Genomic DNA, 24,405 nt, shown 5'->3' on the forward strand with positions numbered 1-24,405 from the left:
GCCTGGTGGGCGAGTCGGGCTCGGGCAAGTCCGTCACCTCGCTGGCGCTGATGCGGCTGGTCGAGCATGGCGGCGGAAAGATCGTGGGCGGCTCCATCGCGCTGCGCCGCAGCAGCGGGCAGGTGCTGGACATGCGCCGCGCCAGCAACGCCACGCTGCAGTCGGTGCGTGGTGCCGACGTGGCCATGATCTTCCAGGAGCCCATGACCTCGCTGAACCCCGTGTTCACGGCGGGCGAGCAGATCGCGGAGTCCATTCGCTACCACCAGGGCAAAGACCGGGCGGCGGCGCGCGCCGAGGCGCTGCGCATGCTGGAGCTGGTGCGCATTCCCGAGGCGCGCAATGTGCTCGACCGGTTTCCGCACCAGCTGTCCGGCGGCATGCGCCAGCGCGTGATGATCGCCATGGCGCTGTCGTGCAAGCCCCAGCTGCTGATCGCCGACGAGCCCACCACCGCGCTGGATGTGACCATCCAGGCGCAGATCCTGCAGCTGATCCGCCAGCTGCAGGAAGAGATGCGCATGGGCGTGATCTTCATCACCCACGACATGGGCGTGGTGGCCGAAGTGGCTGACCGCGTGCTGGTCATGTACCGCGGCGACAAGGTGGAAGAGGGCCCTTCCGCCCAGATCTTCGCCGCCCCGCAGCATGCCTACACGCAGGCGCTGCTGTCGGCCGTGCCCAAGCTGGGTGCCATGCAGGGCACCGATCTGCCGCGGCATTTCGAACTGCTGCGACCATCCGGCGATGCCGCGACGGCGCCGGTCCTGCAATCCACGCCGGTGGATACGCGCCCCGCAGGGGCCCAGCCCATCCTGCGGGTGAAAGACCTGGTGACGCGTTTCGACCTGCGCTCGGGGCTGTTCAACCGCGTCAAGCGCCGCGTGCACGCGGTGGAGAAGGTGAGCTTCGATCTCTATCCGGGTGAGACGCTGGCGCTGGTGGGCGAATCCGGCTGCGGCAAGTCCACCACGGGCCGCTCGCTGCTGCGTCTGGTGGACAGCCAGAGCGGTGCCATCGAGTTCGGCGGGCGCAACATCCTGGACCTGCCCACGAGCGAGGTCCAGGCGCTGCGCCGCGACATCCAGTTCATTTTCCAGGACCCGTTCGCCTCCCTCGACCCGCGCCTGACCGTGGGCTTTTCGATCATGGAGCCGCTGCTGGTGCACAAGGTGGCCAGCGGCCGGCAGGCGCAGGAGCGCGTGGACTGGCTGCTGGAAAAGGTGGGGCTGCCGCGCGACTACGCGCAGCGCTACCCGCACGAGTTCTCGGGCGGCCAGCGCCAGCGCATCGCCATCGCACGGGCGCTGGCCCTCAACCCCAAGGTGGTGGTGGCGGACGAATCCGTGTCGGCACTGGATGTGTCCATCCAGGCACAGATCGTCAACCTGATGCTGGACCTGCAGCGCGAGCTGGGGGTGGCGTTTCTTTTCATCTCGCACGACATGGCCGTCGTCGAGCGCATCAGCCACCGCGTGGCGGTGATGTTCCTCGGCCAGATCGTGGAGATCGGACCGCGCCGCGCGATCTTCGAGAACCCGCAGCATGCCTATACCAAAAAGCTCATGTCCGCCGTGCCCGTCGCCGACCCGGCGCGCCGGCACCTTCGGCGCACGCTGCTGGAGGGGGACATTCCCAGCCCCATCCGGGCGGTGGGCGACGAGCCCGTGGTGCTGCCGATGGTGCAGGTGGGACCCGGCCATTTCGTGGCGCCGCAAGGGGGGTGATGTTTCCAACTCAAATCGACCTTCAGCGCTTGCCTGACAAGCGAAAGCAGCTATCCATTTTGAAAACCCCTGATCTTTTCCACACCGGAGTTCACCCATGAAGAAAGCTTCCACCCGCCGCATCGCCTTCAGCCTGCTGGCCCTGGCCATGTCCGGCTCCGCGTTGGCCGCCGGCAACGCCGTGCTGGCCATCTACCAGCAGCCCGAGACGCTCGACCCCTACAACACCAACACGACCATCACCACGGCCGTGACCAAGAGTTTCTATGAAGGCCTGTTCGCGTTCGACAAGGACATGAAGGTCAAGAACGTGCTGGCCGAGAGCTACGAAGTGTCGAACGACGGCCTCGTCTATACCTTCAAGCTGCGCTCGGGCGTCAAGTTCCACGACGGCACCGACTTCAACTCCGCCGCGGCCAAGACCACCCTCGACCGCGTGATGAACCCCGAGAACCGCCTGCTGCGCGCCAACCAGTTCAACCGCGTCGCCAAGGTCGAGGCCGTGAACCCGACCACGCTGCGCATCACGCTCAAGGAGCCCTTCGGCCCCTTCATCAATGCGCTGGCCCACGCCTCGGCCGCGATGATCTCGCCCGCCGCGCTGGCCAAGTGGGGCAGCAAGGACATCGCCTTCCACCCCGTGGGCACCGGCCCGTTCGAGTTCGTCGAATGGAAGCAGACCGAGGCCATCGTGGGCAAGAAGTTCGCGGGCTACTGGAAGAAGGGCTATCCCAAGGTCGATCAGGTCACCTGGAAGCCTGTGATCGAGAACAACACCCGCGCTGCCATGCTGCAGACGGGCGAGGCCGACTTCGCCTTCACGCTGCCCTATGAGCAGATCGCCACGCTCAAGAAGAGCGACAAGGTCACGGTGGTGTCCGCGCCGTCGATCATCCAGCGCTTCCTCACCTTCAACATGCTGCAAAAGCCGTATGACAACCCCAAGGTGCGCGAAGCCATCGGCTACGCCATCAACAAGGAAGCGCTGGCCAAGGTGGCCTTCAACGGCCATGCCTTCCCGGCCCAGGGTTTCGTGCCGCAGGGCGTGGAATACGCGGTGAAGATGCAGCCCATTCCCTACAACGTGGCCAAGGCCAAGGAACTGCTGAAGGAAGCGGGCTACCCCAACGGTTTCGAATCCGTGCTGTGGAGCGGCTACAACAACACCACCAGCCAGAAGGTGATCCAGTTCATCCAGCAGCAGTTGCAGCAGGTCGGCATCAAGGTGTCGGTGCAGGCACTGGAGCCCGGCCAGCGCGCCGAGCAGGTGGATTCATGGCCCGATCCCAAGACCGCCAAGGTGCGCCTGTATTACATCGGCTGGTCTTCCTCCACCGGCGAGGCCGACTGGGCGTTGCGCCCCCTGTTCTCCACGGAGTCATGGGCGCCGAAGCTGGCGAACTACGCCTTCTATAGCAACCCCGTGGTGGACGAGTCCATCGCCAAGGCGCTGCTGACCACCAACGGCGCCGAGCGCGCGGCGCTCTACAAGACCGCGCAGGAGCAACTCGCCAAGGACCTGCCGCGCATCCCGCTGGTGACGGAGGACGTGCTGTACGCCCACGCCAAGCGCCTGTCCGGTGTGCATGTGATGCCCGACGGCAACATCAACAGCGACGAGATCGACCTGGAATAACAGGCCAAGACCGCCCCGCACGCTGATCCGGCGTGCGCGGGCTGCTCCTGTTTTCATCAAAAAACACATCGCTGCGCCCGCAGCGCCGCACCCATGCTGAACTACTTTCTCAAACGACTGCTGGGACTCTTGCCCACGCTGCTGATCGTGGCTGTGCTGGTGTTCCTGTTCGTCCACATGCTGCCCGGCGACCCCGCGCGCCTGGCGGCGGGGCAGGACGCCGACGAGGCCGCCGTCGCGGTAGTGCGCCACGACCTGGGCCTGGACAGGCCGCTGCCCGAGCAGTTCGTGCACTTCTTCACGCGCATGGTTCAGGGCGACTTCGGCAAGTCCATCCGCACCGGCCGCACGGTGGCGGCCGAGATCGGCGAGCGCTTCATGCCCACGCTGGCGCTCACGGTCACCAGCATGGTCTGGGCGGTCATCTTCGGCATGGGCATCGGCATCATCTCGGCCGTGTATCGCAACCAATGGCCCGACCGGCTGGGCATGACGCTGGCGGTATCGGGTATCTCGTTTCCCGCGTTCGCGCTGGGCATGGTGCTGATGCAGGTGTTCTCGGTCAACCTGGGCTGGTTGCCCACGGTGGGTGCGGCAAGCTGGCAGCACTACATCCTGCCCTCCATCACGTTGGGGGCGGCCGTTGCCGCGGTGATGGCGCGCTTCACCCGCGCGTCGTTCGTCGAGGTGGTGCAGGAAGACTTCGTGCGCACGGCGCGCGCCAAGGGGCTCAACGAGCGCCTCGTGATCTTGAAGCATTGCCTGCGCAATGCGCTCATTCCCGTCATCACCATGATGGGGCTGCAGTTCGGCTTCCTGCTGGGCGGCTCCATCGTGGTGGAGGCCGTCTTCAACTGGCCGGGCCTGGGTCGCCTGCTGGTGGATGCCGTGACCATGCGGGACTACCCCGTGATCCAGACGCTGGTGCTGCTGTTCTCGCTGGAGTTCATCCTCATCAATCTCGTGGTGGACATGCTCTACGGCTTCATCAATCCCACCATCCGCTACAAGTGACCACGGCGGCCTGCATCCCATTCCACGAACACGAAGAGACGGTATGACCACGCCCTCCATCCCCACGCCCCCCGATGCCGCGCAACTGGCGGCCGCCTCGGTGGCGCCTGCCGCTGCCAGTTCCGGCGCGGTCCGCACGCCCTGGCGCGAGTTCTGGCGCAAGTTCAAGAAGCAGCGCGTGGCCATGGTGGCGCTGGCTTTCGTGCTGCTGCTGGTGCTGGTGGCCGTGCTGGCACCGGTCCTGGTGCCTTACGACCCCGAAGGCTTTTTCGACTACGAAAGGCTGAACGAACTGCCGTCGGCCGTCCACTGGTTCGGCGTGGACCCGCTGGGGCGCGACATCTTCAGCCGCATCCTGATGGGCGCGCGAATCTCGCTGGCGGCGGGATTCCTGTCGGTGCTCATCGGCTGCCTGATCGGCACGACCCTCGGTCTGCTGGCCGGGTACTACGAGGGATGGTGGGACCGCGTGGTGATGCGCATCTCGGACGTGCTGTTCGCCTTCCCCGGCATCTTGCTGGCGCTCGGCGTGGTAGCCATCCTGGGCAGCAACATGACGAACGTCATCGTGGCCGTGGCGGTGTTCAGCGTGCCGGCCTTCGCGCGGCTGGTGCGCGGCAACACGCTGGTGCTCAAGCAGATGACCTACATCGAATCGGCGCGCAGCATCGGTGCGTCGGACTGGACCATCATCGTGCGGCACATCCTGCCGGGCACGATCTCTTCGATCGTCGTGTACTTCACGATGCGCGTGGGCACCTCGATCATCACGGCGGCCAGCCTGTCGTTCCTGGGCATGGGCGCGCAGCCGCCCACGCCGGAATGGGGCGCCATGCTCAACGAGGCCCGTGCGGACATGGTGAACGCACCGCACGTGGCGCTGTTCCCCAGCCTGGCCATTTTCCTGACCGTGCTCGCCTTCAATCTGCTGGGGGACGGCTTGCGCGATGCCCTCGACCCGAAGATCGACCGGCAGTCATGAGACCGTCTTCGACAGGCATCACGGCGGCATTGGTGCCGCCACGCATCGGCAACCTGCTGGCCGGGCCACTCGATGCCATCACCGACGTGGCGGGCGTGACCGTGGGGCATGCGACGCGCGACGACGGTCCGGTGCAGACCGGCGTCACCGTGATCCATCCGCATGGGCTGGACCCCTATCGCCACAAGGTGCCGGCCGGTGCGTCGGTGATCAATGGCTTCGGCAAGAGCGTGGGCCTGGTGCAGTTGGCGGAATTGGGGCAACTGGAGACGCCCATCGTGTTGACCAACACCTTCTCTGTCGGCACCATGGCCCAGGCGCAGATCCGCCAATGCATCGAGGCCAATCCGGAGACGGGCAGGGCGCTGCCCACGGTCAATCCGCTGGTGCTGGAGTGCAATGACGGTTTTTTGAACGACATCCAGCGCATGGCCCTGGACGGGGGCGACTACCTGGCGGCGTGCGGCAACGCCGGCGCGCGCGCGGCACAGGGTTCGGTGGGTGCGGGGCGGGGCATGTCGAGTTTCCAGCTGAAAGGCGGCATCGGCACGGCGTCGCGCCGGGTGCCGCTGCGCCAGGGGGGCATCTGCACGGTCGGCGCACTGGTGTTGGCCAACTACGGGCTGCTTCCGAACCTGGTATGGGGCGGCAAGGCCATCGGTGCCGAAGTGGCCACCCTGCTGGACGACAGCGCGCGCGCGCAGTCTGCGGAGACCGAACGCGGCTCCATCATCATGGTGCTTGCCACCGATGCGCCGCTGGATGCCCGCCAACTGAACCGCCTGGCCCTGCGCGCGGGCGCAGGTCTGGCACGCACCGGCTCAGTCTACGGCCATGGCAGCGGCGACATCGCCCTGGCGTTCTCCACGGGCTACACCCTGCCGCATCTGGCGGACCAGCCCATGCCGGCCACGCCGATGCTGCATGAAACCTTGCTGGACGGCCTGTTCCAGGCAGCGGCCGACAGCGTGGAGCAGGCCATCGTCCATGCCCTGTGGCATGCCACGCCCGTCACCGGCCGGGATGGGCACCACCGCCCTGCATTGCGCGGGTTGCTGCCCTGTCTGCCCGCATCGATTTCCTGAAGACCCCTCCATGAAAATTCTCATTTCCGTCGATATCGAAGGCGTCGCGGGCGTCTACCACCCCGAGCAGGTGCGGCCCGGCAATCCCGAATACGAGCGCGCGCGGCGCCTGATGGCGGCCGAGGCCAACGCGGCGATCGCCGGCGCCTTCGATGCCGGGGCCTCCGAGGTCTACGTGAACGATTCGCACGGTGGTTTCCGGAACATGCCGCCGGACCTGCTCGACGAACGCGCGCAGGCCATCCAGGGCAAGCCCCGCTACCTGAGCATGGTGGCGGGCGTGGAACTGGGCATGGACGGCGTGTGCATCATCGGCTATCACTCCCGAGCCCAGGGGCGCGGCATTCTGGCCCACACCATCAACAGCTTCGCCTTCGCGCGCATCGCCTTCAACGGCCAGGAACTGGGCGAGGCGGGGATCTATGGCGCCCTGGCAGGCGCCTATGGGGTGCCGGTGATCATGGGGTCGGGTGACGACGTGTTCATCGCGGAAACCCAGCCGCTGTTTCCCCAGGCCCGGTTCGTGCAAACCAAGCGGGCGACGGGCCAGACGAGCGGCATCAGCCTGTCGCCGGCGCAGTCCTGCGCGGCCATCCGGGCGGGCGTGGCGGCAGCCGTGCAGGATCGCGCTGCCGTACCGCCTTTTCGCATCGAGGGCGAGATTCTGGTGGATGTGCAGGCCCAGACGCCTGCACTGGCCGATCTGTTCTGCCAGTGGCCCACGCTGGAGCGCGTGGCCTCCGACTCCGTGCGGTTTCAGGCCCCCGACACCGAGTCGGCCGTGCGAATGGTCAATTGCCTGTCGGCCATGTCGAGCATGCTGCGATGAACGGCGAACCGCATTTTTTTTGGCGCGCCCGCGAAGGTCGGCATCCTGGCCGGCATGGGGCCGGCGGCTGGTGTGGATTTCGCCCGCCTGTTCCTCAAGGCGTCCGAGCGCTGGCTGCGGGACCATGGCTTGGCGGTTCAGGACCAGGCATACCCCGAGCACTGGATGGCACAGGTCCCGGTGGCGGACCGGTCCCGCGCGCTCAGCGATGCAAACGCACCGCAGCCATTGGACGAAATGGCGCGGGTGCTGCAGCAACTCTCTGCTGTGGGCGCCCGCGCCGTGGCCATCTCGTGCAACACCGCGCACGCCTGGCACGCTGCACTGCAGGAGCGGGTGCCGTCCGTGGACCTGCTGCACATCGCGCGTGAGACTGCCGCCGAATTGCAGCGGCGGGCATCCGCCAAGTGGCGCTGCTGGCCACGCAAGGCACCTACGGCATGGGCTTGTACGACACCGTCATGGCGGCCCATGGCATCGAATGCGTGATTCCCGAGCCATCCGAGCGTGAAGAACTCATGCAGGGCATCTACCAAGGGGTCAAGGCCGGGAACCTGGCGTTGGCGCAGGCATGTTTCACGCGCGTGGGCAGGCAGTTGCGTGGGCGCCATGGCGATGGCATCGCCTTGATCATGGCCTGCACCGAAATCCCGCTGGCCTTGCCCCAGGCCCCGCAAGCGCAAGGCTGGACATTGATCGATCCTTCCGAAATCCTGGCCATGGCGCTGGCCCGCAAGGCCTACGAAGGGCACGTCGGGCACTGATCCGGCAGGGCTTGGCCGTTGCGGCATGCGACGGGGCGCAGAGACTGGCCACAATAGCGCCATGTCCGATGTGCATTCCCCCGAACTCCTCGCGCAAGTGGCCGCGCTGCCGCCGCTGCCGGGTGTCTACCGCTACTTTGATGCGCAAGGCGCCTTGCTCTATGTGGGCAAGGCACGCAACCTCAAGAAGCGCGTCTCCAGCTACTTCACCAAGACCCATGGCGGTACGCGGATCGGCCACATGGTGGGCCGGATCGTCCGGCTGGAAACCACGGTGGTGCGCTCCGAGGCCGAGGCACTGCTGCTGGAAAACAACCTCATCAAGTCGCTGAATCCGAAATACAACATTCTGTTTCGGGACGACAAGAGCTATCCGTATCTCAAGATCACCGGCGTGGCCGGCAAGGACGGCACCGGCGAGGCGCCAAGCCAGCTCTTCCCGCGCATGGCCTACTACCGCGGCGCCATCGACAAGCGGCACCGCTACTTCGGTCCTTACCCGGGGGCCTGGGCGGTCAAGGAAACCATCTTGCTGCTGCAGAAGGTTTTTCGCCTGCGCACCTGCGAAGACACGGTGTTTGCCAACCGCACCCGGCCCTGCCTGTTGTATCAGATCAAGCGCTGTACCGGTCCCTGCGTGGATTTGATCTCGCCCCAGGCCTACGCGAGCGATGTCGCGCATGCGGAAGCCATGCTGCGGGGCGAGACGCAAGAGCTGCTGCGATCGATGGAGGCCCGCATGATGGAGCATTCCGGCCGCCTCGAGTTCGAGCAGGCAGCCGATGTACGCAACCAGATCACCGCGCTGTCGCGCGTGTTGCACCAGCAGGCCATCGAAACCGTGTCCGACAAGGATGTGGACATTCTGGCAGTGAAGGTGCTGGGGGGGCGCGCCTGCGTGAATCTGGCCATGGTGCGGGGAGGTCGGCACCTGGGCGACCGGGCGTACTTTCCCGTGCACGTGGAAGACGCTGCGGCCGTATTCCAGGCAGAGGAGGCCGCGGACGACGCTGGGTCCACGAGTGAGGCCGCTTCCATTGAAGGCGGGCAGGGCGGTGAATTGGCTGGCGCCACGGTGGATGAAGGAAAGTCGGCTCAGTCCATGCGTTCTGCACCGGCGCGTTCCGTCGAGGCGCAGGTGCTGGAGGCCTTCATCGCGCAGCATTACATCGGCGTGCCGGTGCCCCCTGCGCTCATCGTGAGCCACCCGGTCGATCGCGCATTGATCGATGCGCTGTCCCAACAGACCGGCGTGCGGGTGACGGCGGTGCACCAGCCGCGGGAGCAGCGCCGCGCCTGGCTGGACATGGCTCAGAAAAATGCAGACATCCAGCTGGCCCGCCTGCTGGCCGAAGAGGGTTCGCAGCAGGCGCGTACCCGGGCCCTCGCCGAGGCGCTGGACCTGAGCGAAGAGGACCTCGATACCCTCACGATCGAGTGCTTCGACATCTCGCACACGGCGGGCGAGTCCACTCAGGCGTCTTGCGTGGTGTTCCACCATCACAAAATGCAGAGCAGCGAGTATCGGCGCTTCAAGATCGAAGGCATCACGGGCGGAGACGACTATGCAGCCATGCGGCAGGTGCTCATGCGCCGCTACAGCAAGGTCGCGGAAGCGCAGCGCGAGGCCGGGGGCGCGGAGCCCGCGCCAGGCCAAGCCCGGCTGCCCGACCTGGTGCTGGTGGACGGCGGCAAGGGGCAGGTGAGCATGGCGCGCGAGGTGTTCACCGAACTCGGCCTGGACCTCAGTCGCATCGTCGGCGTCGAAAAAGGCGAGGGCCGAAAGGTGGGGCTGGAAGAATTGGTGTTTGCCGATGGGCGTGAAAAGGTCTACCTGGGCCGGGACTCCGCTGCCTTGATGCTGGTCGCTCAGATCCGGGACGAGGCGCACCGCTTCGCGATCACCGGCATGCGGGCGGCGCGGGCCAAGGTGCGTGTGGGCGGGGGGCAACTGGAGGAGATTCCGGGCGTGGGGCCGAAGAAGCGGGCTCGGCTGCTGCAGCGGTTCGGCGGCGTGCGCGGTGTCGCAGCGGCCAGCGTGGAGGACCTGATCACGGTGGAGGGCATTTCGCGCGATCTGGCCGAGGAGATCTATCGCGCGCTGCGTTGACTGGATTGGCCTCGTTCGGCGATGGTGGCCGAACGGGCATGACACAATCGCCGCATGTTCCTGACCATCCCCACCATCATGACCTGGACGCGCATCGTCGCGATACCTTTGATCGTGGGGGTGTTCTATGCGCCACTGGAGCCGACCACGCGCAATCTCATCGCGACGGTGATGTTCGTCATCTTCGCCGCGACGGACTGGCTGGATGGCTATCTGGCGCGCAAGCTCAACCAGACCTCGTCGTTCGGCGCCTTCCTCGACCCGGTGGCAGACAAGTTCCTGGTCTGTGCCTCCTTGCTCGTGCTCGTGCATCTTCAGCGGGCCGATGTCTTCGTTGCGATGATCATCATCGGGCGCGAAATCGCAATCTCGGCACTGCGCGAGTGGATGGCGCAAATCGGCGCGTCGCGCAGCGTGGCTGTGCACATGCTGGGCAAGGTCAAGACCACGGTGCAGATGATCGCGATCCCTTTTCTTCTGTACGACGGACAGCTGTTCGGCGTGGTCGACACGGGCGTCTGGGGCACATGGCTGATCTGGATTGCCGCTGTGCTCACGGTGTGGTCGATGGTGTATTACCTTCAGAAGGCGCTTCCGGAAATTCGGGCGCGGGTCAAGAAGTGACGGTGCATTGCATCGTGGATGGACGGGTGGTGCGAGCACGGGAATTCCGTCCAGCAGATTGTCAATACGGGATGTGCCTATGGGCGCAACGCCACCGAGAAAAAGCCCTTGGAAGCCCCGGCCCGCTTCACAAATGCGTCTAGAATTCGCTGCTACGCTGCCGTAAAACGGCGCACTGTATTGACACCCGGAAAGTCGATGGCTTTAATCTGACACAGCAGAATCTGCCCCAGTGTCAGCCCTTCCCCGCCTGCTTGATGTGCCACTTCGTTGCGGCTCGGTACGGCGCGTGTCGGAGGGCCAGATTTGCAAAAGACATTCCATCCACTCTTTTCCCGAGAGGCTTCTTGTGAATAAAACCGAACTGATTGAGCACATTGCTAACAACGCCGACATCTCCAAGGCTGCAGCAGCGCGAGCGCTGGAGTCCACGATCGAGGCGGTCAAGAAGACCCTGAAGAAGGGCGGTACGGTGTCTCTCGTCGGTTTTGGCACTTTTGCCGTGGGCAAGCGCGCTGCGCGCACCGGCCGTAATCCCCGTACGGGCGATACGATTAAGATCAAGGCTGCTAAAGTCCCGAAGTTCCGTCCAGGCAAGGCATTGAAGGATGCTCTGAACTGATGGTTTATGTTTAAGGTGGGGTGCTTAGCTCAGTTGGTAGAGCGGCGCCCTTACAAGGCGTAGGTCGGCGGTTCGACCCCGTCAGCACCCACCACTGAACAAAAAGGCGAACGCGAGTTCGCCTTTTCTTTTGTCGCCACTGAAAGATCGCACATGTTCGAATCCATCCGCAAGCACTCCAAGATCGTGATGTTCTTGCTGTTCTTGCTGATCATTCCGTCTTTTGTCCTTGTCGGCATCGACCGCAGCTACTTCTCCAGCAAGAGTCCAGTGGTCGCACGCGTCGATGGCCACGACATCACGCAGGACGAATGGGACAACGCCCATCGCGCTGAAACGGACCGCATTCGCGCGCAATCTCCCACGGTGGATGCCAAGCTGCTCGACACGCCTCAGGCGCGCTATGCGACCTTGGAGCGGATGGTGCGTGATCGTGTTTTGCAGACCGCCGCGCAGAAGATGCACCTCATCGCCAGCGACGCGCAGCTGGCCCGCACTTTGCAGGGCATTCCTGCCATCGCGAATCTCAGGCGCCCGGATGGCACGCTGGATGCGGAGGCCTATCGCGCCATCGTAGGAGCGCAGGGACTGACGCCGGAAGGTTTTGAAGCCAATGTGCGCCGCGACATTTCCGTGAATCAGGTGATGTCGGGTGTGCTGGGTTCGGCCTTCAGCAGCAACGCACAATCTCAACTGGCGCTGGACGCGTTGTATCAGCGGCGCGAAATCCAGATCGCGCGCTTCAATGCCGCCGACTTCGCCACCAAGGTCACGCCTTCGGATGCCGACCTGGAGGCTTATTACACGTCGCATGCAGCGTCGTTCCAGCAGTCCGAGCAGGCCAACATCGAATATGTGGTGCTGGACACGAATGCAGTGCAGTCCAGCATCGTCGTGAACGAAGAAGACCTGCGCACCTATTACAAGCAAAATCTGGAACGCTTGGCTGGCAAGGAAGAGCGCCGCGCCAGCCACATCCTGATCAATGCGAGCAAGGACGCCCCTGCTGCCGATCGTGAAAAAGCCAAGGCACGTGCGACCGAACTGCTGGAGCAGGTTCGCAAGGCCCCTGGCACGTTCGCCGAATTGGCCAAGAAATACTCGCAGGATACTGGCTCCGCAGCCTCTGGCGGAGATCTGGATTTCTTCGCCCGCGGTGCGATGGTCAAACCGTTCGAGGATGCCGCCTTCTCCATGAAGAAGGGCGAGATCAGCAACGTGGTGGAGTCCGACTTCGGCTATCACATCATTTTGTTGACCGACATCAAGGCGCCCAAGCAACCCAGCTTCGAGCAATTGCGCCCCACGCTAGAGACAGAGCTGAAGCAGCAGCAGGCCCAACGCAAGTTTGCGGAAGTGGCCGAAGCGTTCACCAACGGGGTGTACGAACAGGCAGACGGTCTGCAATCCGTCGCAGAGAAGCTCAAGCTCAAGGTGCAGACCGCCAATGGCGTGACGCGCACGCCTGCTGCGGGGGCGCAGGGGCCTTTGGCCAATCAGCGCTTCCTGGAGGCTCTGTTCTCCCCGGATTCGCTGGAGCACAAGCGGAACACCGAAGCCATCGAAACCGGGCCCAGCGCCCTGGTGGCCGGGCGAATCACGTCGTATACGCCTGCGCGTGCATTGCCGCTGCAAGATGTTCGTGCCCGCGTTAAGGATTTGTATGTGGCTGAGAAGTCCGCGGAAATGGCTCGCAAGGAAGGTGAAGCCAAGCTTGCGGCCTGGAAGGCTGCACCTGCATCGGCCACAGGCCTCGCGCCTGCGCTCACCGTCTCTCGGGATCAGCCGCAGAATCTGCCTCGGCCTGTGATCGATGCCGCGCTGCAGTCCAATGTGGATGCTTTGCCTTCATGGACTGGCGTGAGCCTGGGCGCCCAGGGCTACGCTGTGGTGAAGGTCAACCGCTTGGTGCCCCGTCCTGCCCCTGATGAGGCGGCAAACCGCCAACAACATCAGCAGTATGCGCAGGCTGCAGGTTCCGCTGAAGCGTTGGCATATTACGAATTGCTGAAAGACCGCTTCAAGGTGCAGTTCAAGGTACCTCGCCCAGCGGTTGCGCCTGTTCTGGAAAATTGATGGCTTTTTCTCAGAGATCGATTGATTTGTGGGTATAATTTAAGTCTGCGGTGGCTGTAGCTCAGTTGGTAGAGTCCAGGATTGTGATTCCTGTTGTCGTGGGTTCGAGCCCCATCAGCCACCCCAAAATCACCAAAGCGCTGCAATCGGAAGGTTGCAGCGCTTTTTTCTTGTGCGCGTGGTGTTTGCCGATTTCAGATTGCCCATGAATTGTTCGTGGCGTGACTTGCACAAGGCCAAGCCGCCTACAAAAACTGTGAGGCCACCTGCTCAGAATGGAAAAAGTTCTGAAAGGGCTCGAGATGCATGAGAAACACGCGCAAGAGACAGTTTTTGGAGTGGCCGACGGGGCTACTTACACAGCCGAGTTGTGTCTGAGCAAGGCAGGACGCTATTACTTCGCACAGATCCAGGTAGACGGCCATAACCTGCCTCTACCCGAAGACCACTGGGCCACCCGTGACGAAGCCATGGTTGCGCTCTCCGATTTTGCTTCTGGGGCCCGTAAACTGGATGAGCCGCAAGTGGCAGGTGCTACGAAAAAAATGATTCTGCTCACCGACAGAGCGAATTCAATCCAAGGGCCTGCACGAACCGTCATTCAGGCCTTCAGTTCGACTCAGATGTCTTCCAGCAAAGCATAAGGTAGCGTGCCTAACGCAAGGGGCACGCCCTCTGCGCCGCCTGCGCGAAGCGATTCGCCCGTGGAGGCGATTTGCAGCGACACCAGGGCGTCCATGCCCCCCGTGGGAGACTCCGCTGTTTGCACGACCAAACCGCAGGGTTGTTCTGCATCGTTGGCGGCGAACACCTCTGATCCCACCATGATCGGACGGGCTGCATGGGCGAGATAGGTGCGTCGTTTCAACGTGCCGCGGAATTGACTGCGAGCCACGATCTCCTGGCCGGGATAGCAGCCCTTCTTGAAATTCACTCCCCCAACGGATTCGTAGTTCAACATCTGGGGCACGAACACATCCACCAGAGGGGCTGTCAGAGTCGCGACTCCGCTCTGAACTTCGCCCCACTCCCACATGCCGGGTGCGAGCAAATTCCCGACCGGCGCAGGGGCGGTGGTCGGTGCCACCCATATTGCGCGCGGCTGACCCACTGCCGGATACAGATGCACCACGGTGGCAACGTCCCGCTCGGCTTTGGACCACGGTGAGGGTGGCTCACCCGCTGCCAGAGCGGTCACCGCATTCCCTGCCAAGCCATATAGCGCGAAATCTGCCGTGGCATCGCTCAACCGTGCCTTGGCACGCAGCACGAACATGGACAGCCGTTTGAGCGTAGGAGCGAGCAGGTCGCCACTGCAGATCAACAGCACTTCCGTGGCGCTGCGCTTGAAGCCGATGAAGCTTGCCTGCACCCGTCCCTTGGCGGAAAGGAATGCGGCCAATCGGGCCTCATCCATACCCAGCAGCGCGAAATCCTGGGTGAGCTGGCCATGCAGGAATTTCGCTGCATCTTCCCCTTCCACGCGAATCACGCCGAGGTGGGAAAGGGGGGCTATGCCGTTCAAGGGATAAGTCATGGCTGAATTATGATGCCCGGTTACTTCCCTACAGGCTGCCAAGGTTGTGCGTCGTTTTTTTCGCGTTGTTGCTAGTCATTGTGTGCTCCGCCACTGCGGCAGCGGTGTGGTGGTTGCACCAGCCCATGCCCGTTCGCAGCGGCGTGTCCTCCGCGCAGCCGCTGGAGTTGGCGATCGAGCCAGGCACTACGCCCCGCGGTGTAGCGCGTGATGTGGTCGCCGCCGGTGTCGACTCCGATCCACGTCTGCTCTACGCCTGGTTTCGCTTGTCCGGTCAGGATCGCCTGATCAAAGCCGGGAACTACGAAATTCCGCCAGGCACCACCCCAAGCGAGCTGCTGCAAAAACTCGTGCGTGGGGAAGAGGCTCTGCGCGCCGTCACCTTGGTAGAGGGATGGACCTTTCGGCAGGTCCGCCAGGCGCTGGCGCGCGAAGAGCAGCTAAAGCCCGATACCAAAGGCCTCGCTGACGACGCCATCATGGCGCGCCTCGAGCGCCCTGGCGTGCCGGCGGAGGGCCGCTTTTTCCCCGATACCTACACCTATGCCAAAGGCAGCAGCGATTTGTCCGTGCTTCGCCGGGCGATGCATGCCATGGACCGGCGGCTGGAGGCGGCTTGGGCGCAACGTGCGGCGGACACGCCTTTGCGAAGCGCCGACGAAGCCCTCACCCTGGCGAGCATTGTGGAAAAGGAAACGGGCCGTTCTTCCGACCGCGCACAGATCGCGGGCGTCTTCAGCAACCGATTGAAGGCGGGCATGCTGCTTCAAACCGATCCCACCGTGATTTACGGTCTGGGTGAAAAATTCGACGGCAACCTGCGCCGACGTGACCTGCTTGCGGACACGCCCTGGAACACCTACACCCGTCCCGGCCTTCCCCCGACGCCCATCGCCATGCCGGGCAAGGCCTCGCTCATCGCTGCAGTCCAGCCGGAGAAGACCAACGCCTTGTATTTCGTTGCCCGAGGCGACGGGACCAGCCAGTTCAGCCCGACCCTCGATGAGCACAACCGGGCCGTCAACCGCTACCAGCGGGGGCAGCCTTGACCACGCCCCAACCCGGCAGAAAGTTCACCATGGAGCCAGCGGGACGGTTCATCACATTCGAAGGCATCGACGGTGCGGGCAAGTCATCGCACATCGATGCCTTGGCGGCTGCCTTTCGGCGTCACGGCCAGACCGTCACGGTCACCCGGGAACCCGGCGGCACGCCGTTGGCGGAAAAGATTCGCGCGCTTTTGCTGAATGACGCCATGGACGCTCTCACGGAGTCGCTGCTGGTGTTCGCGGGGCGCCGCGACCACCTGCGCTGCGTGATCGAGCCTGCGTTGGCAAGGGGCGAGGTGGTGCTATGCGACCGCTTCACGGATGCTACTTTCGCGTATCAGGGTGGAGGACGCGGCTTTGATGCGAAGGTGCTATCTATTTTGGAGCGCATCACCCAATCAGGTAACGCACTGGAGCCTGAAAAAATGCGTGATCCTGATCTGACGATCTGGTTCGATCTCCCTCCGGAGACAGCCGCAGCACGCTTGGCCCATGCACGCACCCCCGATCGCTTCGAATCGCAGCCTGCCGAGTTTTTTTGGCCGGGTGCGGCAGGGTTATGCCGATCGCGCCTCTGCTGCGCCGCAGCGCTTCGTGCGCCTGGACGCAGGACAGCCCCGGGATGCCGTGTGGTCGCAATTGACAGGCGCGCTTGTCCAGCGAGGCTGGCTGCAGTCGGGCACTTCAGACGTCGGCGCGGGTGCACCATGAGCCATCCTCGATTGATCGCCCCGTGGATTGCCGCACAACGCCAGACGCTGCTGGCACAGCGGGGTCATGCGTGGCTGCTGAGTGGCCCGTCCGGGCTGGGCCAGTATGCGTTGGCGATGGAGTTGGTACGAGCCTGGTTGTGCGATACGCCCACAAATGATGGCGCATGTGGTCACTGCGGCAGTTGCCATGCGGTCGAGGTCAGAACGCATGCGGATCTTTGTGTACTCATGCCCGAGACGCAGATGATGGAGCGCGGCTGGCCATTGCCGGAGAAGGCGCAGTCTGAGATCGACGACAAGAAGCGCAAGGCCAGCCGCGAGATCCGCGTGGATGCCATGCGGGACGCCGTGCAGTTCGCGCAGCGCACATCCGCCCGCGGGCGTGGTAAGGCTGTGCTCGTGTACCCGGCCGAGCAGATGAACAACGTCACGGCCAATGCGTTGCTCAAGACGCTGGAAGAGCCGGCAGGCGACGTGCGATTTGTCCTGGCCACCGAGGCCGCGCACCAGTTGCTGCCCACTATCCGAAGCCGCTGCCTGGGGCACACGATGCAATGGCCGTCTGAATCCGACATGGTGAATTGGCTGGTTCAGCAAGGTCTGGAATCCGATGCTGCCAGCGCATTTCTGCGTGCATGCGGCGGTCGTCCCGACGACGCACTGAGCCTGGCCCGCGCCGGACGCAGCCCGCAATCGTGGTCGCAGCTGCCCAAGGCGGTCGCCCGGGGCGATGTCACGGCGTTGGCTGATGCCTCTCCTGCCCAGGCGGTGGACGCGTTGCAAAAAATTTGCCATGACCTGATGGCGTGCCGGGTCGGCGCGGCGCCACGCTACTTTGCAGTGGCGGACCTGCCGACGCCGCCGGGCCTCGGGCCCTTGAGCCGCTGGGCGAAGGCTTTGGTAAAAGAGGCACGTACCGCCGATCACCCCTTCAATGCGGGGCTCATGCTGGAAGCGCTTGTTGCGCAGGCGCGAAACACCCTACACTCGCGCCATTGAAGAAGACGCCCCAAGACCATGAGCAGCCCCTCTACCGCGCCCCGTCCCAGCGTCATGCAGCTGGCCATCAAGGAGAAGGCGGCTCTGTATGCGGCCTATATCCCCTTGTTCGCCGAAGGCGGCATCTTTGTGCCGACGCAGCGCGAATACAAGCTGGGCGATGATGTCTACGTGCTGCTGACGTTGCCGGAAGACACGCAGCGGTATCCCGTCGCGGGGCGAGTGGCCTGGGTGACCCCCGCGCGGGCGGCCGGGAATCGGACACAGGGTGTCGGCATTCAGTTTCCGAGGGATGAGAAATCCCGCATTCTCAAGCTCAAGATCGAAGAGTTGCTTGGAACCAGTCTGGGGTCGGACCGGCCGACCCAGACCCTCTGAGCGCCCCGCGCCTTTGCCATGCCGACCGACTGCCGGTCGGCATTTTTGTTTGGATTGCGCATGTTCACAGATTCCCACTGCCATCTCACCTTTCCTGATTTGGTCTCCCAACTGCCAGCCATTCGCCAGGCCATGTCCGATGCCAGCGTGGATCGTGCGCTCTGCATCTGCACTACCCTGGAAGAGTTCTCCGATGTGCACGGGTTGGCCATGGCCTACGACAACTTCTGGAGCAGCGTGGGCGTTCATCCCGACAACGAAGGCATTGCCGAACCATCCGAGCAGGACCTGCTCGATCGTGCTGCCTTGCCGAGGGTGATAGCCATCGGCGAGACCGGTCTCGACTACTACGGCATGGAAGATCGGAAAGGAGGGCGCAGCATCGCTGATCTGGAATGGCAGCGTGATCGTTTCCGCACGCACATCCGTGCTGCCCGCACGTGCGGCAAGCCCCTGGTCATCCATACGAGAAGCGCGTCGGACGACACCCTGGCGATCCTGCGCGAAGAGGGCGAGAACGGGATTGGAAACCTGGCTGGCGGGGTATTCCACTGTTTCACCGAGACCGCAGAGGTGGCTCGCGCGGCCCTCGATCTGGGCTACTACATTTCGTTTTCCGGCATCGTGACGTTCAAGAGCGCCCAGCATTTGCGGGATGTGGCGGCTTTCGTGCCGCTGGATCGGATGCTCATCGAAACCGACAGCCCCTACCTTGCGCCGGTGCCCTACCGCGGCAAGACCAACAACCCATCGTATGTCCCTTTCGTGGCGCAACAACTGGCCGAGGTCAAGGGGATGCCCGTGCAGGAGGTGGCGCTGGCCACGAGCCGCAATTTCGACACACTGTTCTTTTCTGGAGCCACCCCATCATGATGGTCCGTCGCCGAGTGCTTGCTTCCTTTGCTTTGGCCGCCGCGGCGCTGTGCGGCGCATGTGCCCACGCCGGTGCGTATGAGGATTTCTTTACCGCCGTATTGCGCGACGACGACTCCGGCATCAACTCGCTGGTACGCCGGGGATTCGATCCGAATACGCGCAATCCGAAGGGTGAGGTCGCGCTCACGCTTGCCTTGAAAGAAGGTTCCATGCGCGCCTTTGCGGCGCTGATGGCGGCCAAGGGTATCAAGGTGGAGGAGCGGAACGTCAAGGATGAAAGCCCGCTGATGTTGGCCGCGATCAAGGGCAATGTCGAGGCGGCGCGCGCGCTCATTGCCAAGGATGCCGATGTCAACAAGACAGGGTGGACACCTCTGCACTATGCAGCTTCCGGCACCACGCCGCAGCAGGCGGCCATCACCACGCTGCTACTGGAAAATCACGCCTACATTGACGCCGCCTCGCCCAACGGCACCACGCCCTTGATGATGGCGGTGAGCTACGGCACGGCCGACGTGGCCAAGCTGCTGCTGGACGAAGGAGCGGACCCCACGTTGCGCAATCAGATCGGTCTGGGTGCCGCTGACTTCGCGCGGCGTGCCGACCGCAAGGACATGGAGGAACTCGTGGCTGAGGCCGTGCGCCGGCGGCAACCCCGCCGCGGACAGTGGTAAGGCGGCGAAGCGTTTCCGCCCTCGGTCGGACCTGAGCGCAGCGGAGGTTCAGTGCCCCGCAGGGCGGGCCTGGAGCCGGGCGTACAGACCGCCTTGGGCGATCAAGTCGGCGTGCGTGCCCTGTTCGGCGATGCGTCCACGCTCCATCACCACCACCCGGTCGGCATGCTCGATGGTAGACAGGCGGTGCGCGATCACGAGCGTGGTGCGCCCCTGCATGAGGCGCTGCAGCGCGTCTTGTACCAGACGCTCTGATTCGGTATCCAGTGCCGATGTGGCTTCGTCCAGGATGAGGATCGGCGCATCCTTGTAAAGCGCTCGGGCAATGGCCAGGCGCTGGCGCTGCCCGCCCGACAGCTGCGTCGCGTTGTGGCCCACCACGGTGTGCATGCCTGAAGGCAGCGCCGCCACATGCTCGGCCAAGTTCGCGGCGGCCAGACAGTCCTGAACGCGCTGCTCATCGATTTCGCCGCCCAACGCCACGTTGGCTGCCACCGTGTCGTTGAACATCACCACGTCCTGGCTGACCATGGCAAATTGCGACCGCAGGGCTTGCAGGTTCCAGCGCGACACAGGCTGGCCATCCAGGAGGACCTGGCCGGCGCTCGGCGCGATGAAGCGGGGCAACAGGTTTACCAAAGTGGTTTTCCCGGCGCCGGACGGGCCTACGAGCGCCACGGTTTCTCCAGGGTGCACGGTCAGGTTCACGCGGTCCAGGGCCATGGCCTGCTCGTCGCCGAACGCCACGGTGACGTCTTCCAGGGTAATGGCTCCCGAGGTGCGCTCGGGCGCGTGGTCGCCTCCGTCCTCTGCCCGGGTGTCTCCCAGCAGGGCCAATCCGCGTTCGAGGGCCGCGACCCCCCGGGTCACGGGATTGGCCACGTCCGCCAGGCGGCGGATCGGTGCGATCAGCATGAGCATCGCGGTGATGAATGCCGCAAAGCCACCCACGGTCACATCGCGGTCGCCGCTGGCATGGCTCTGCCAGAGCGCCACGCAAATCACGCCCGACAGGGCTGCAGCGGCGAGCAATTGGGTGAGCGGGGTCATCGCTGCCGAAGCGATGGTGGCCTTGATGGCCAGCCGGCGCAGGCTCTGGCTCAGAACACCGAAGCGCCGCGACTGGCTGGGTTGCGCACCGTGCAGCCGAACCATGCGATGGGCCAGCACGTTTTCTTCCACCACATAGGCCAACTGGTCGGTCGCTTCCTGGCTGCTTTTGGTGATGCGGTAGAGCCGCCGGGACAGCGTCTTCATGATCCAGGCCACGCCCGGCACCACGATGGCGACGATGAGCGTGAGCTGCCAATTGAGGTAGAGCAGGTATCCCAGCAGGGCGATCAGGGTGAATCCGTCGCGAGACAGCCCCATCAGCGCCTGCACGAGCAGCGTGGCGCCGGTCTGCACTTCGTACACCACGGTGTTGGACAGGGTGCTGGCCGACTGCCGCGTGAACAGGGCCATTTCGGCTGCGAGCAGGCGGTCGAAGAGCGCCTCGCGCAGCTTCATCATGCCTTCGTTGGCAATGCGGGCGAGAGCGTATTGCCCCGCGAACTGCGCCAATCCCCGTACCAGAAACACACCCATGATGGCCAGCGGAACCATCCAGAGTTTCAAGGAGCCTTCGGTGAATCCCTGGTCTAGCAAGGGCTTGAGCAGCGCGGGAATGAGGGGCTCAGTGACCGCTCCGACCAGCGTGGCCAGCACGGCGAGTGTCCATGCGGAGCGCTGGTTGCCGAAGTAAACGGAAAGCCGCCGGAGCCTGGTGGCCAGGGTGAGGCGGGCGGTTTGCTCGGAAGCCGGAAGGGGGCGGGGGTCTGGGGCGTGCATGAGGCGCGGATTCTACGTAGGACCGCATCCAAACCTTGCACAGTTTGTCACAGGGGTATCCCCCCAGTGTGTAACATCCACGGTCTGTCCACCGGCATTTGCTCGGTATCCGATGGCTGCCAATGACTATTGACCGAAATCCATCCTCCATTCTTGCTGCGGCCCTGCCGCACCTTTCTCGCCGGCACGCTATCACCGCGCTGGTTTCTTCCTCCGCACTGCCTGCACTGGCCCAATTCAGGGTCGAAATCACCGGCGTGGGTTTGACCCAGCTTCCCTTTGCGATCTCGCCGTTCCGTGGTGAGGCGCAGTCCCCGCAAAAGATCTCGGCCATCATCCAGGCCGACCTGGAGCGCAGTGGCCAGTTCCGGGCGGTCGATTCTTCCGGGCCGGCGCTCGACGAAACGTCGCGCCCCGACGTCGCCCTTTGGAAGCAAAAGGGCGCGGAATCGCTCACGACCGGCAGCATCGCGCGCTTGCCCGACGGTCGCTTCGACATCCGCTTTCGCCTGTGGGACGTGGTGCGCGGCCAGGACCTCGGCGGCCAGAGCTTCGTGGTCACGCAGGGTGACCTGCGTCTGGTTGCCCACCGCATCGCTGATTTCATCTACGAAAAGCTCACGGGCCAGCGCGGGGTGTTCTCGACCCGCATTGCTTATGTCACCAAGTCCGGCCCGCGCTACAGCCTCTGGGTGGCCGATGCGGACGGAGAGAACGCGCAATCGGCGTTGTCCAGCCCGGAACCCATCATTTCGCCGGCTTGGTCTCCCAGCGGTGGGCAATTGGCCTATGTGTCTTTCGAGTCACGCAAGCCGGTTGTGTATGTGCACGATGTGGCCTCGGGCCGGCGCCGCCTGATCGCCAACTTCAGGGGCTCCAACAGCGCGCCTGCATGGTCTCCCGACGGCCGCACGCTCGCCGTGACTCTGAGCCGCGACGGTGGCTCGCAGCTATACACCATCGATGCCAATGGCGGCGAGCCTCGCCGTCTCATGCAGAGCACCGGCATCGATACCGAACCCATGTTCTCGAGCGATGGCCGGAGCATCTACTTCGTGAGCGATCGGGGCGGCGCACCGCAGATCTACAAAGTCGGCGCTTCGGGCGGCAATGCCGAGCGTGTGACGTTCACTGGTTCCTACAATATTTCTCCCAGCATCAGCCCCGATGGCAAGTGGTTGGCTTACGTCTCGCGCATTGGCGGTGCGTTCAAGCTGCACGTCATGGATCTGGCGACGGGTACGGCCACGGCCGTGACCGACACGACTGCAGATGAAAATCCCAGCTTTGCGCCCAACAGCCGCCTGATCGTCTACGCGACGCAGCAACAAGGCCGTGAAGCGCTCATGACGACCACGCTGGACGGCAAGATCAAGGCACGCTTGGCCGGGCAGGGCGGTGATATCCGCGAGCCCGACTGGGGCCCGTTCCAAAAACAGTGACCGTCATCTTTCGATTTTTTGATCATTTGGACTTGAGGAGTATTTCAATGAACCGCTTTCCCTTCAAACGCATTTCCGCCATCTTCATCGCTGCAGCCATCGTGGCTGGCTGCAGCTCCGGCGTAAAGCTGGAAGACGTGCCTGTGGAAGACAAGGGCGCTACTTCGACGATGCCAGGCAATGGTGGCGCCAACCCCAATGGCGCTTCACAAAGCGGCGTCGCTCCCGTGGACCTGAGCCAGTCGGCGCGCGACGGCGCAGGCCCGGTCGGCGTGAGCCGCATCGTGTACTTCGACTACGACAGCTACGCGGTCAAGCCGGAGTTCCAGTCGCTGATCGAGCAGCACGCCCGTTTCATCAAGGCAGGCCAGAACCGCAAGGTCATGATCGAAGGCCACACCGACGAGCGTGGCGGCCGTGAATACAACCTGGCCCTGGGTCAAAAGCGCGCTGAAGCGGTGCGCCGTTCGCTTGCCTTGCTCGGTGTGTCGGAAGCGCAAATGGAAGCCGTGAGCTTCGGCAAGGAAAAGCCTGCGGCACAGGGCAGCACGGAAGACGTGTACGCCCAGAATCGCCGCGTTGAGCTGTCTTACCGTTGATGAGCGCGCAGATGGTGGTTCCCCGCAAGGCACTTGCCCTGCTGGCCTTGGCCCTGTCGGCGGCTTTCGCTCCGACAAGCCATGCCGCGCTGTTCGAGGATGAAGAAGCACGCCGCGCCATTCTGGAATTGCGTCAGCGTGTAGACACGCTGCAGCAGGCCAATCAGCGTGCGGGTGACGATCTTCGTCGCTCAGGCGACGAGACTTCCCAGATGCGCCGAAGCCTGCTCGATCTGCAGACGCAGATCGAAACCCTGAGGGCTGAGCAGGCCAATCTGCGTGGGCAGAACGAGCAGTTGCTTCGGGATGTCTCCGAGCTGCAGCGCCGCCAGAAAGACATCGCCCAAGGCGTTGACGAACGGCTGCGCCAGTTCGAACCTGCCAAGGTCACGGTGGATGGTCAGGAGTTCCAGGCCGACCCCGCCGAAAAGCGGGATTTCGATGCGGCGCTGGCGGTCTTTCGTACTGGCAAGTTTCCGGATGCCGTGAGCGCATTCGGAAATTTCCTGAAGCAGTACCCGCGCAGCGGCTATGCGCCTTCCGCCAGGTTCTGGCTGGGCAATGCCCAATACGCTACGCGCGATTACAAAGAAGCCATCAACAACTTCAAGGCCTTGCTGGCTGCTGCGCCTGACCATGCGCGTGCCCCGGAGGCTGCGTTGTCGATCGCCAACTGCCAGATCGAGTTGAAGGACACGCGCGCCGCCCGCAAGACGCTGGAAGACCTGATCCGCGTCTACCCCCAGTCGGAAGCGGCTGGAGCGGCCAAAGAACGCTTGTCGCGCCTGAAGTGAGCGGCGCGGTAGAGCCTTCGACAGAAATCCATTCGCACGTCAACG

General features: G+C 63.9%; 21 protein-coding genes, 2 tRNA genes and 2 pseudogenes. 23 read left to right on the plus strand and 2 right to left on the minus strand.

Annotation, left to right across the window (positions count from 1 at the left end; all coding sequences use genetic code 11):
* From AC27IQ_RS04810 to AC27IQ_RS04875, 14 genes and pseudogenes are all read left to right on the plus strand, one after another.
* The coding region (locus AC27IQ_RS04810; protein WP_487088593.1) for a dipeptide ABC transporter ATP-binding protein at window positions 1-1,727 on the plus strand (1,727 nt) is incomplete at its 5' end.
* A gap of 97 nt (window positions 1,728-1,824) precedes the next feature.
* On the plus strand, window positions 1,825-3,363 hold the full coding sequence (gene gsiB / locus AC27IQ_RS04815; protein WP_487088595.1) for a glutathione ABC transporter substrate-binding protein GsiB: 1,539 nt from the start codon (window positions 1,825-1,827) through the stop codon (window positions 3,361-3,363).
* Between the two features lie 93 nt (window positions 3,364-3,456).
* On the plus strand, window positions 3,457-4,377 hold the full coding sequence (gsiC, locus tag AC27IQ_RS04820) for a glutathione ABC transporter permease GsiC (protein ID WP_284412092.1): 921 nt from the start codon (window positions 3,457-3,459) through the stop codon (window positions 4,375-4,377).
* 43 nt (window positions 4,378-4,420) lie between these two features.
* Window positions 4,421-5,359: a glutathione ABC transporter permease GsiD gene (gene gsiD / locus AC27IQ_RS04825; RefSeq protein ID WP_272568665.1), complete on the plus strand. Its 939-nt coding sequence runs from the start codon at window positions 4,421-4,423 to the stop codon at window positions 5,357-5,359.
* Window positions 5,356-6,444, plus strand: coding sequence for a P1 family peptidase (locus AC27IQ_RS04830; protein ID WP_487088598.1), 1,089 nt, complete (start codon window positions 5,356-5,358; stop codon window positions 6,442-6,444). The genes gsiD and AC27IQ_RS04830 overlap by 4 nt, the downstream gene beginning before the upstream one ends.
* A 10-nt stretch (window positions 6,445-6,454) precedes the next feature.
* Window positions 6,455-7,273 (plus strand): M55 family metallopeptidase, encoded by an 819-nt coding sequence (locus tag AC27IQ_RS04835; RefSeq protein ID WP_487088600.1) that lies wholly within the window; start codon window positions 6,455-6,457, stop codon window positions 7,271-7,273.
* A 54-nt stretch (window positions 7,274-7,327) separates the two neighbouring features.
* Window positions 7,328-8,037 (plus strand): annotated as a pseudogene (locus AC27IQ_RS04840) (aspartate/glutamate racemase family protein).
* A 61-nt stretch (window positions 8,038-8,098) separates the two neighbouring features.
* Window positions 8,099-10,147, plus strand: coding sequence for an excinuclease ABC subunit UvrC (gene uvrC, locus AC27IQ_RS04845; RefSeq protein WP_487088602.1), 2,049 nt, complete (start codon window positions 8,099-8,101; stop codon window positions 10,145-10,147).
* A 54-nt stretch (window positions 10,148-10,201) separates the two neighbouring features.
* On the plus strand, window positions 10,202-10,771 hold the full coding sequence (pgsA, locus tag AC27IQ_RS04850) for a CDP-diacylglycerol--glycerol-3-phosphate 3-phosphatidyltransferase (RefSeq protein WP_272568672.1): 570 nt from the start codon (window positions 10,202-10,204) through the stop codon (window positions 10,769-10,771).
* A 349-nt stretch (window positions 10,772-11,120) separates the two neighbouring features.
* On the plus strand, window positions 11,121-11,393 hold the full coding sequence (locus tag AC27IQ_RS04855) for an HU family DNA-binding protein (RefSeq protein WP_007858657.1): 273 nt from the start codon (window positions 11,121-11,123) through the stop codon (window positions 11,391-11,393).
* 18 nt (window positions 11,394-11,411) lie between these two features.
* Window positions 11,412-11,487: transfer RNA gene (locus AC27IQ_RS04860), tRNA-Val, on the plus strand.
* Between the two features lie 59 nt (window positions 11,488-11,546).
* Window positions 11,547-13,469 carry a SurA N-terminal domain-containing protein gene (locus tag AC27IQ_RS04865; RefSeq protein WP_487088605.1) on the plus strand — a complete coding sequence of 641 codons (1,923 nt, stop codon included), beginning with the start codon at window positions 11,547-11,549 and terminating at the stop codon, window positions 13,467-13,469.
* 50 nt (window positions 13,470-13,519) lie between these two features.
* Window positions 13,520-13,595: transfer RNA gene (locus AC27IQ_RS04870), tRNA-His, on the plus strand.
* Window positions 13,596-13,744: 149 nt separating this feature from the next.
* A complete protein-coding gene (locus tag AC27IQ_RS04875; RefSeq protein ID WP_487088607.1) occupies window positions 13,745-14,113 on the plus strand; it encodes a hypothetical protein in 369 nt (122 codons plus the stop codon).
* Here AC27IQ_RS04875 and ygfZ read toward each other — a convergent pair.
* Window positions 14,089-15,006 (minus strand): CAF17-like 4Fe-4S cluster assembly/insertion protein YgfZ, encoded by a 918-nt coding sequence (gene ygfZ / locus AC27IQ_RS04880; RefSeq protein ID WP_487088609.1) that lies wholly within the window; start codon window positions 15,004-15,006, stop codon window positions 14,089-14,091. The genes AC27IQ_RS04875 and ygfZ overlap by 25 nt on opposite strands.
* A 65-nt stretch (window positions 15,007-15,071) precedes the next feature.
* On the opposite strand from ygfZ, the gene mltG reads away from it, so the two are divergent.
* From mltG to AC27IQ_RS04910, 6 genes and pseudogenes are all read left to right on the plus strand, one after another.
* The gene (gene mltG / locus AC27IQ_RS04885; RefSeq protein WP_487088626.1) at window positions 15,072-16,055 is read left to right on the plus strand and encodes an endolytic transglycosylase MltG; all 984 of its coding nucleotides are present in this window, start codon (window positions 15,072-15,074) and stop codon (window positions 16,053-16,055) included.
* A gap of 29 nt (window positions 16,056-16,084) precedes the next feature.
* A pseudogene (gene tmk / locus AC27IQ_RS04890) lies at window positions 16,085-16,766 on the plus strand (dTMP kinase).
* The gene (locus tag AC27IQ_RS04895; protein ID WP_487088611.1) at window positions 16,763-17,767 is read left to right on the plus strand and encodes a DNA polymerase III subunit delta'; all 1,005 of its coding nucleotides are present in this window, start codon (window positions 16,763-16,765) and stop codon (window positions 17,765-17,767) included. The pseudogene tmk and the gene AC27IQ_RS04895 overlap by 4 nt, the downstream one beginning before the upstream one ends.
* A gap of 18 nt (window positions 17,768-17,785) precedes the next feature.
* A complete protein-coding gene (locus AC27IQ_RS04900; RefSeq protein ID WP_272568678.1) occupies window positions 17,786-18,145 on the plus strand; it encodes a PilZ domain-containing protein in 360 nt (119 codons plus the stop codon).
* Between the two features lie 60 nt (window positions 18,146-18,205).
* Window positions 18,206-19,018 (plus strand): TatD family hydrolase, encoded by an 813-nt coding sequence (locus tag AC27IQ_RS04905; RefSeq protein ID WP_284430761.1) that lies wholly within the window; start codon window positions 18,206-18,208, stop codon window positions 19,016-19,018.
* Window positions 19,015-19,695, plus strand: a complete 681-nt coding sequence (locus tag AC27IQ_RS04910) for an ankyrin repeat domain-containing protein (protein ID WP_284430762.1) — start codon at window positions 19,015-19,017, stop codon at window positions 19,693-19,695. The genes AC27IQ_RS04905 and AC27IQ_RS04910 overlap by 4 nt, the downstream gene beginning before the upstream one ends.
* 48 nt (window positions 19,696-19,743) lie before the next feature.
* Here AC27IQ_RS04910 and msbA read toward each other — a convergent pair whose 3' ends face one another.
* Window positions 19,744-21,525 (minus strand): lipid A export permease/ATP-binding protein MsbA, encoded by a 1,782-nt coding sequence (gene msbA / locus AC27IQ_RS04915; protein ID WP_487088614.1) that lies wholly within the window; start codon window positions 21,523-21,525, stop codon window positions 19,744-19,746.
* A gap of 122 nt (window positions 21,526-21,647) precedes the next feature.
* Between msbA and tolB the strand changes: the two genes are divergently transcribed.
* From tolB to ybgF, 3 genes are read left to right on the plus strand one after another with little or no spacing between them, the layout of a single operon-like run.
* A complete protein-coding gene (tolB, locus tag AC27IQ_RS04920) occupies window positions 21,648-22,967 on the plus strand; it encodes a Tol-Pal system beta propeller repeat protein TolB (protein ID WP_487088616.1) in 1,320 nt (439 codons plus the stop codon).
* Between the two features lie 47 nt (window positions 22,968-23,014).
* Complete coding sequence (pal, locus tag AC27IQ_RS04925; RefSeq protein ID WP_284430765.1) at window positions 23,015-23,566, plus strand: peptidoglycan-associated lipoprotein Pal; 552 nt, start codon at window positions 23,015-23,017, stop codon at window positions 23,564-23,566.
* Complete coding sequence (gene ybgF, locus AC27IQ_RS04930) at window positions 23,566-24,360, plus strand: tol-pal system protein YbgF (RefSeq protein WP_284430766.1); 795 nt, start codon at window positions 23,566-23,568, stop codon at window positions 24,358-24,360. Before pal ends, ybgF begins: the two co-directional genes overlap by 1 nt.
* Window positions 24,361-24,405 lie beyond the last annotated feature (45 nt).

Source organism: Acidovorax sp. KPB24-07 (genome assembly GCF_057543315.1).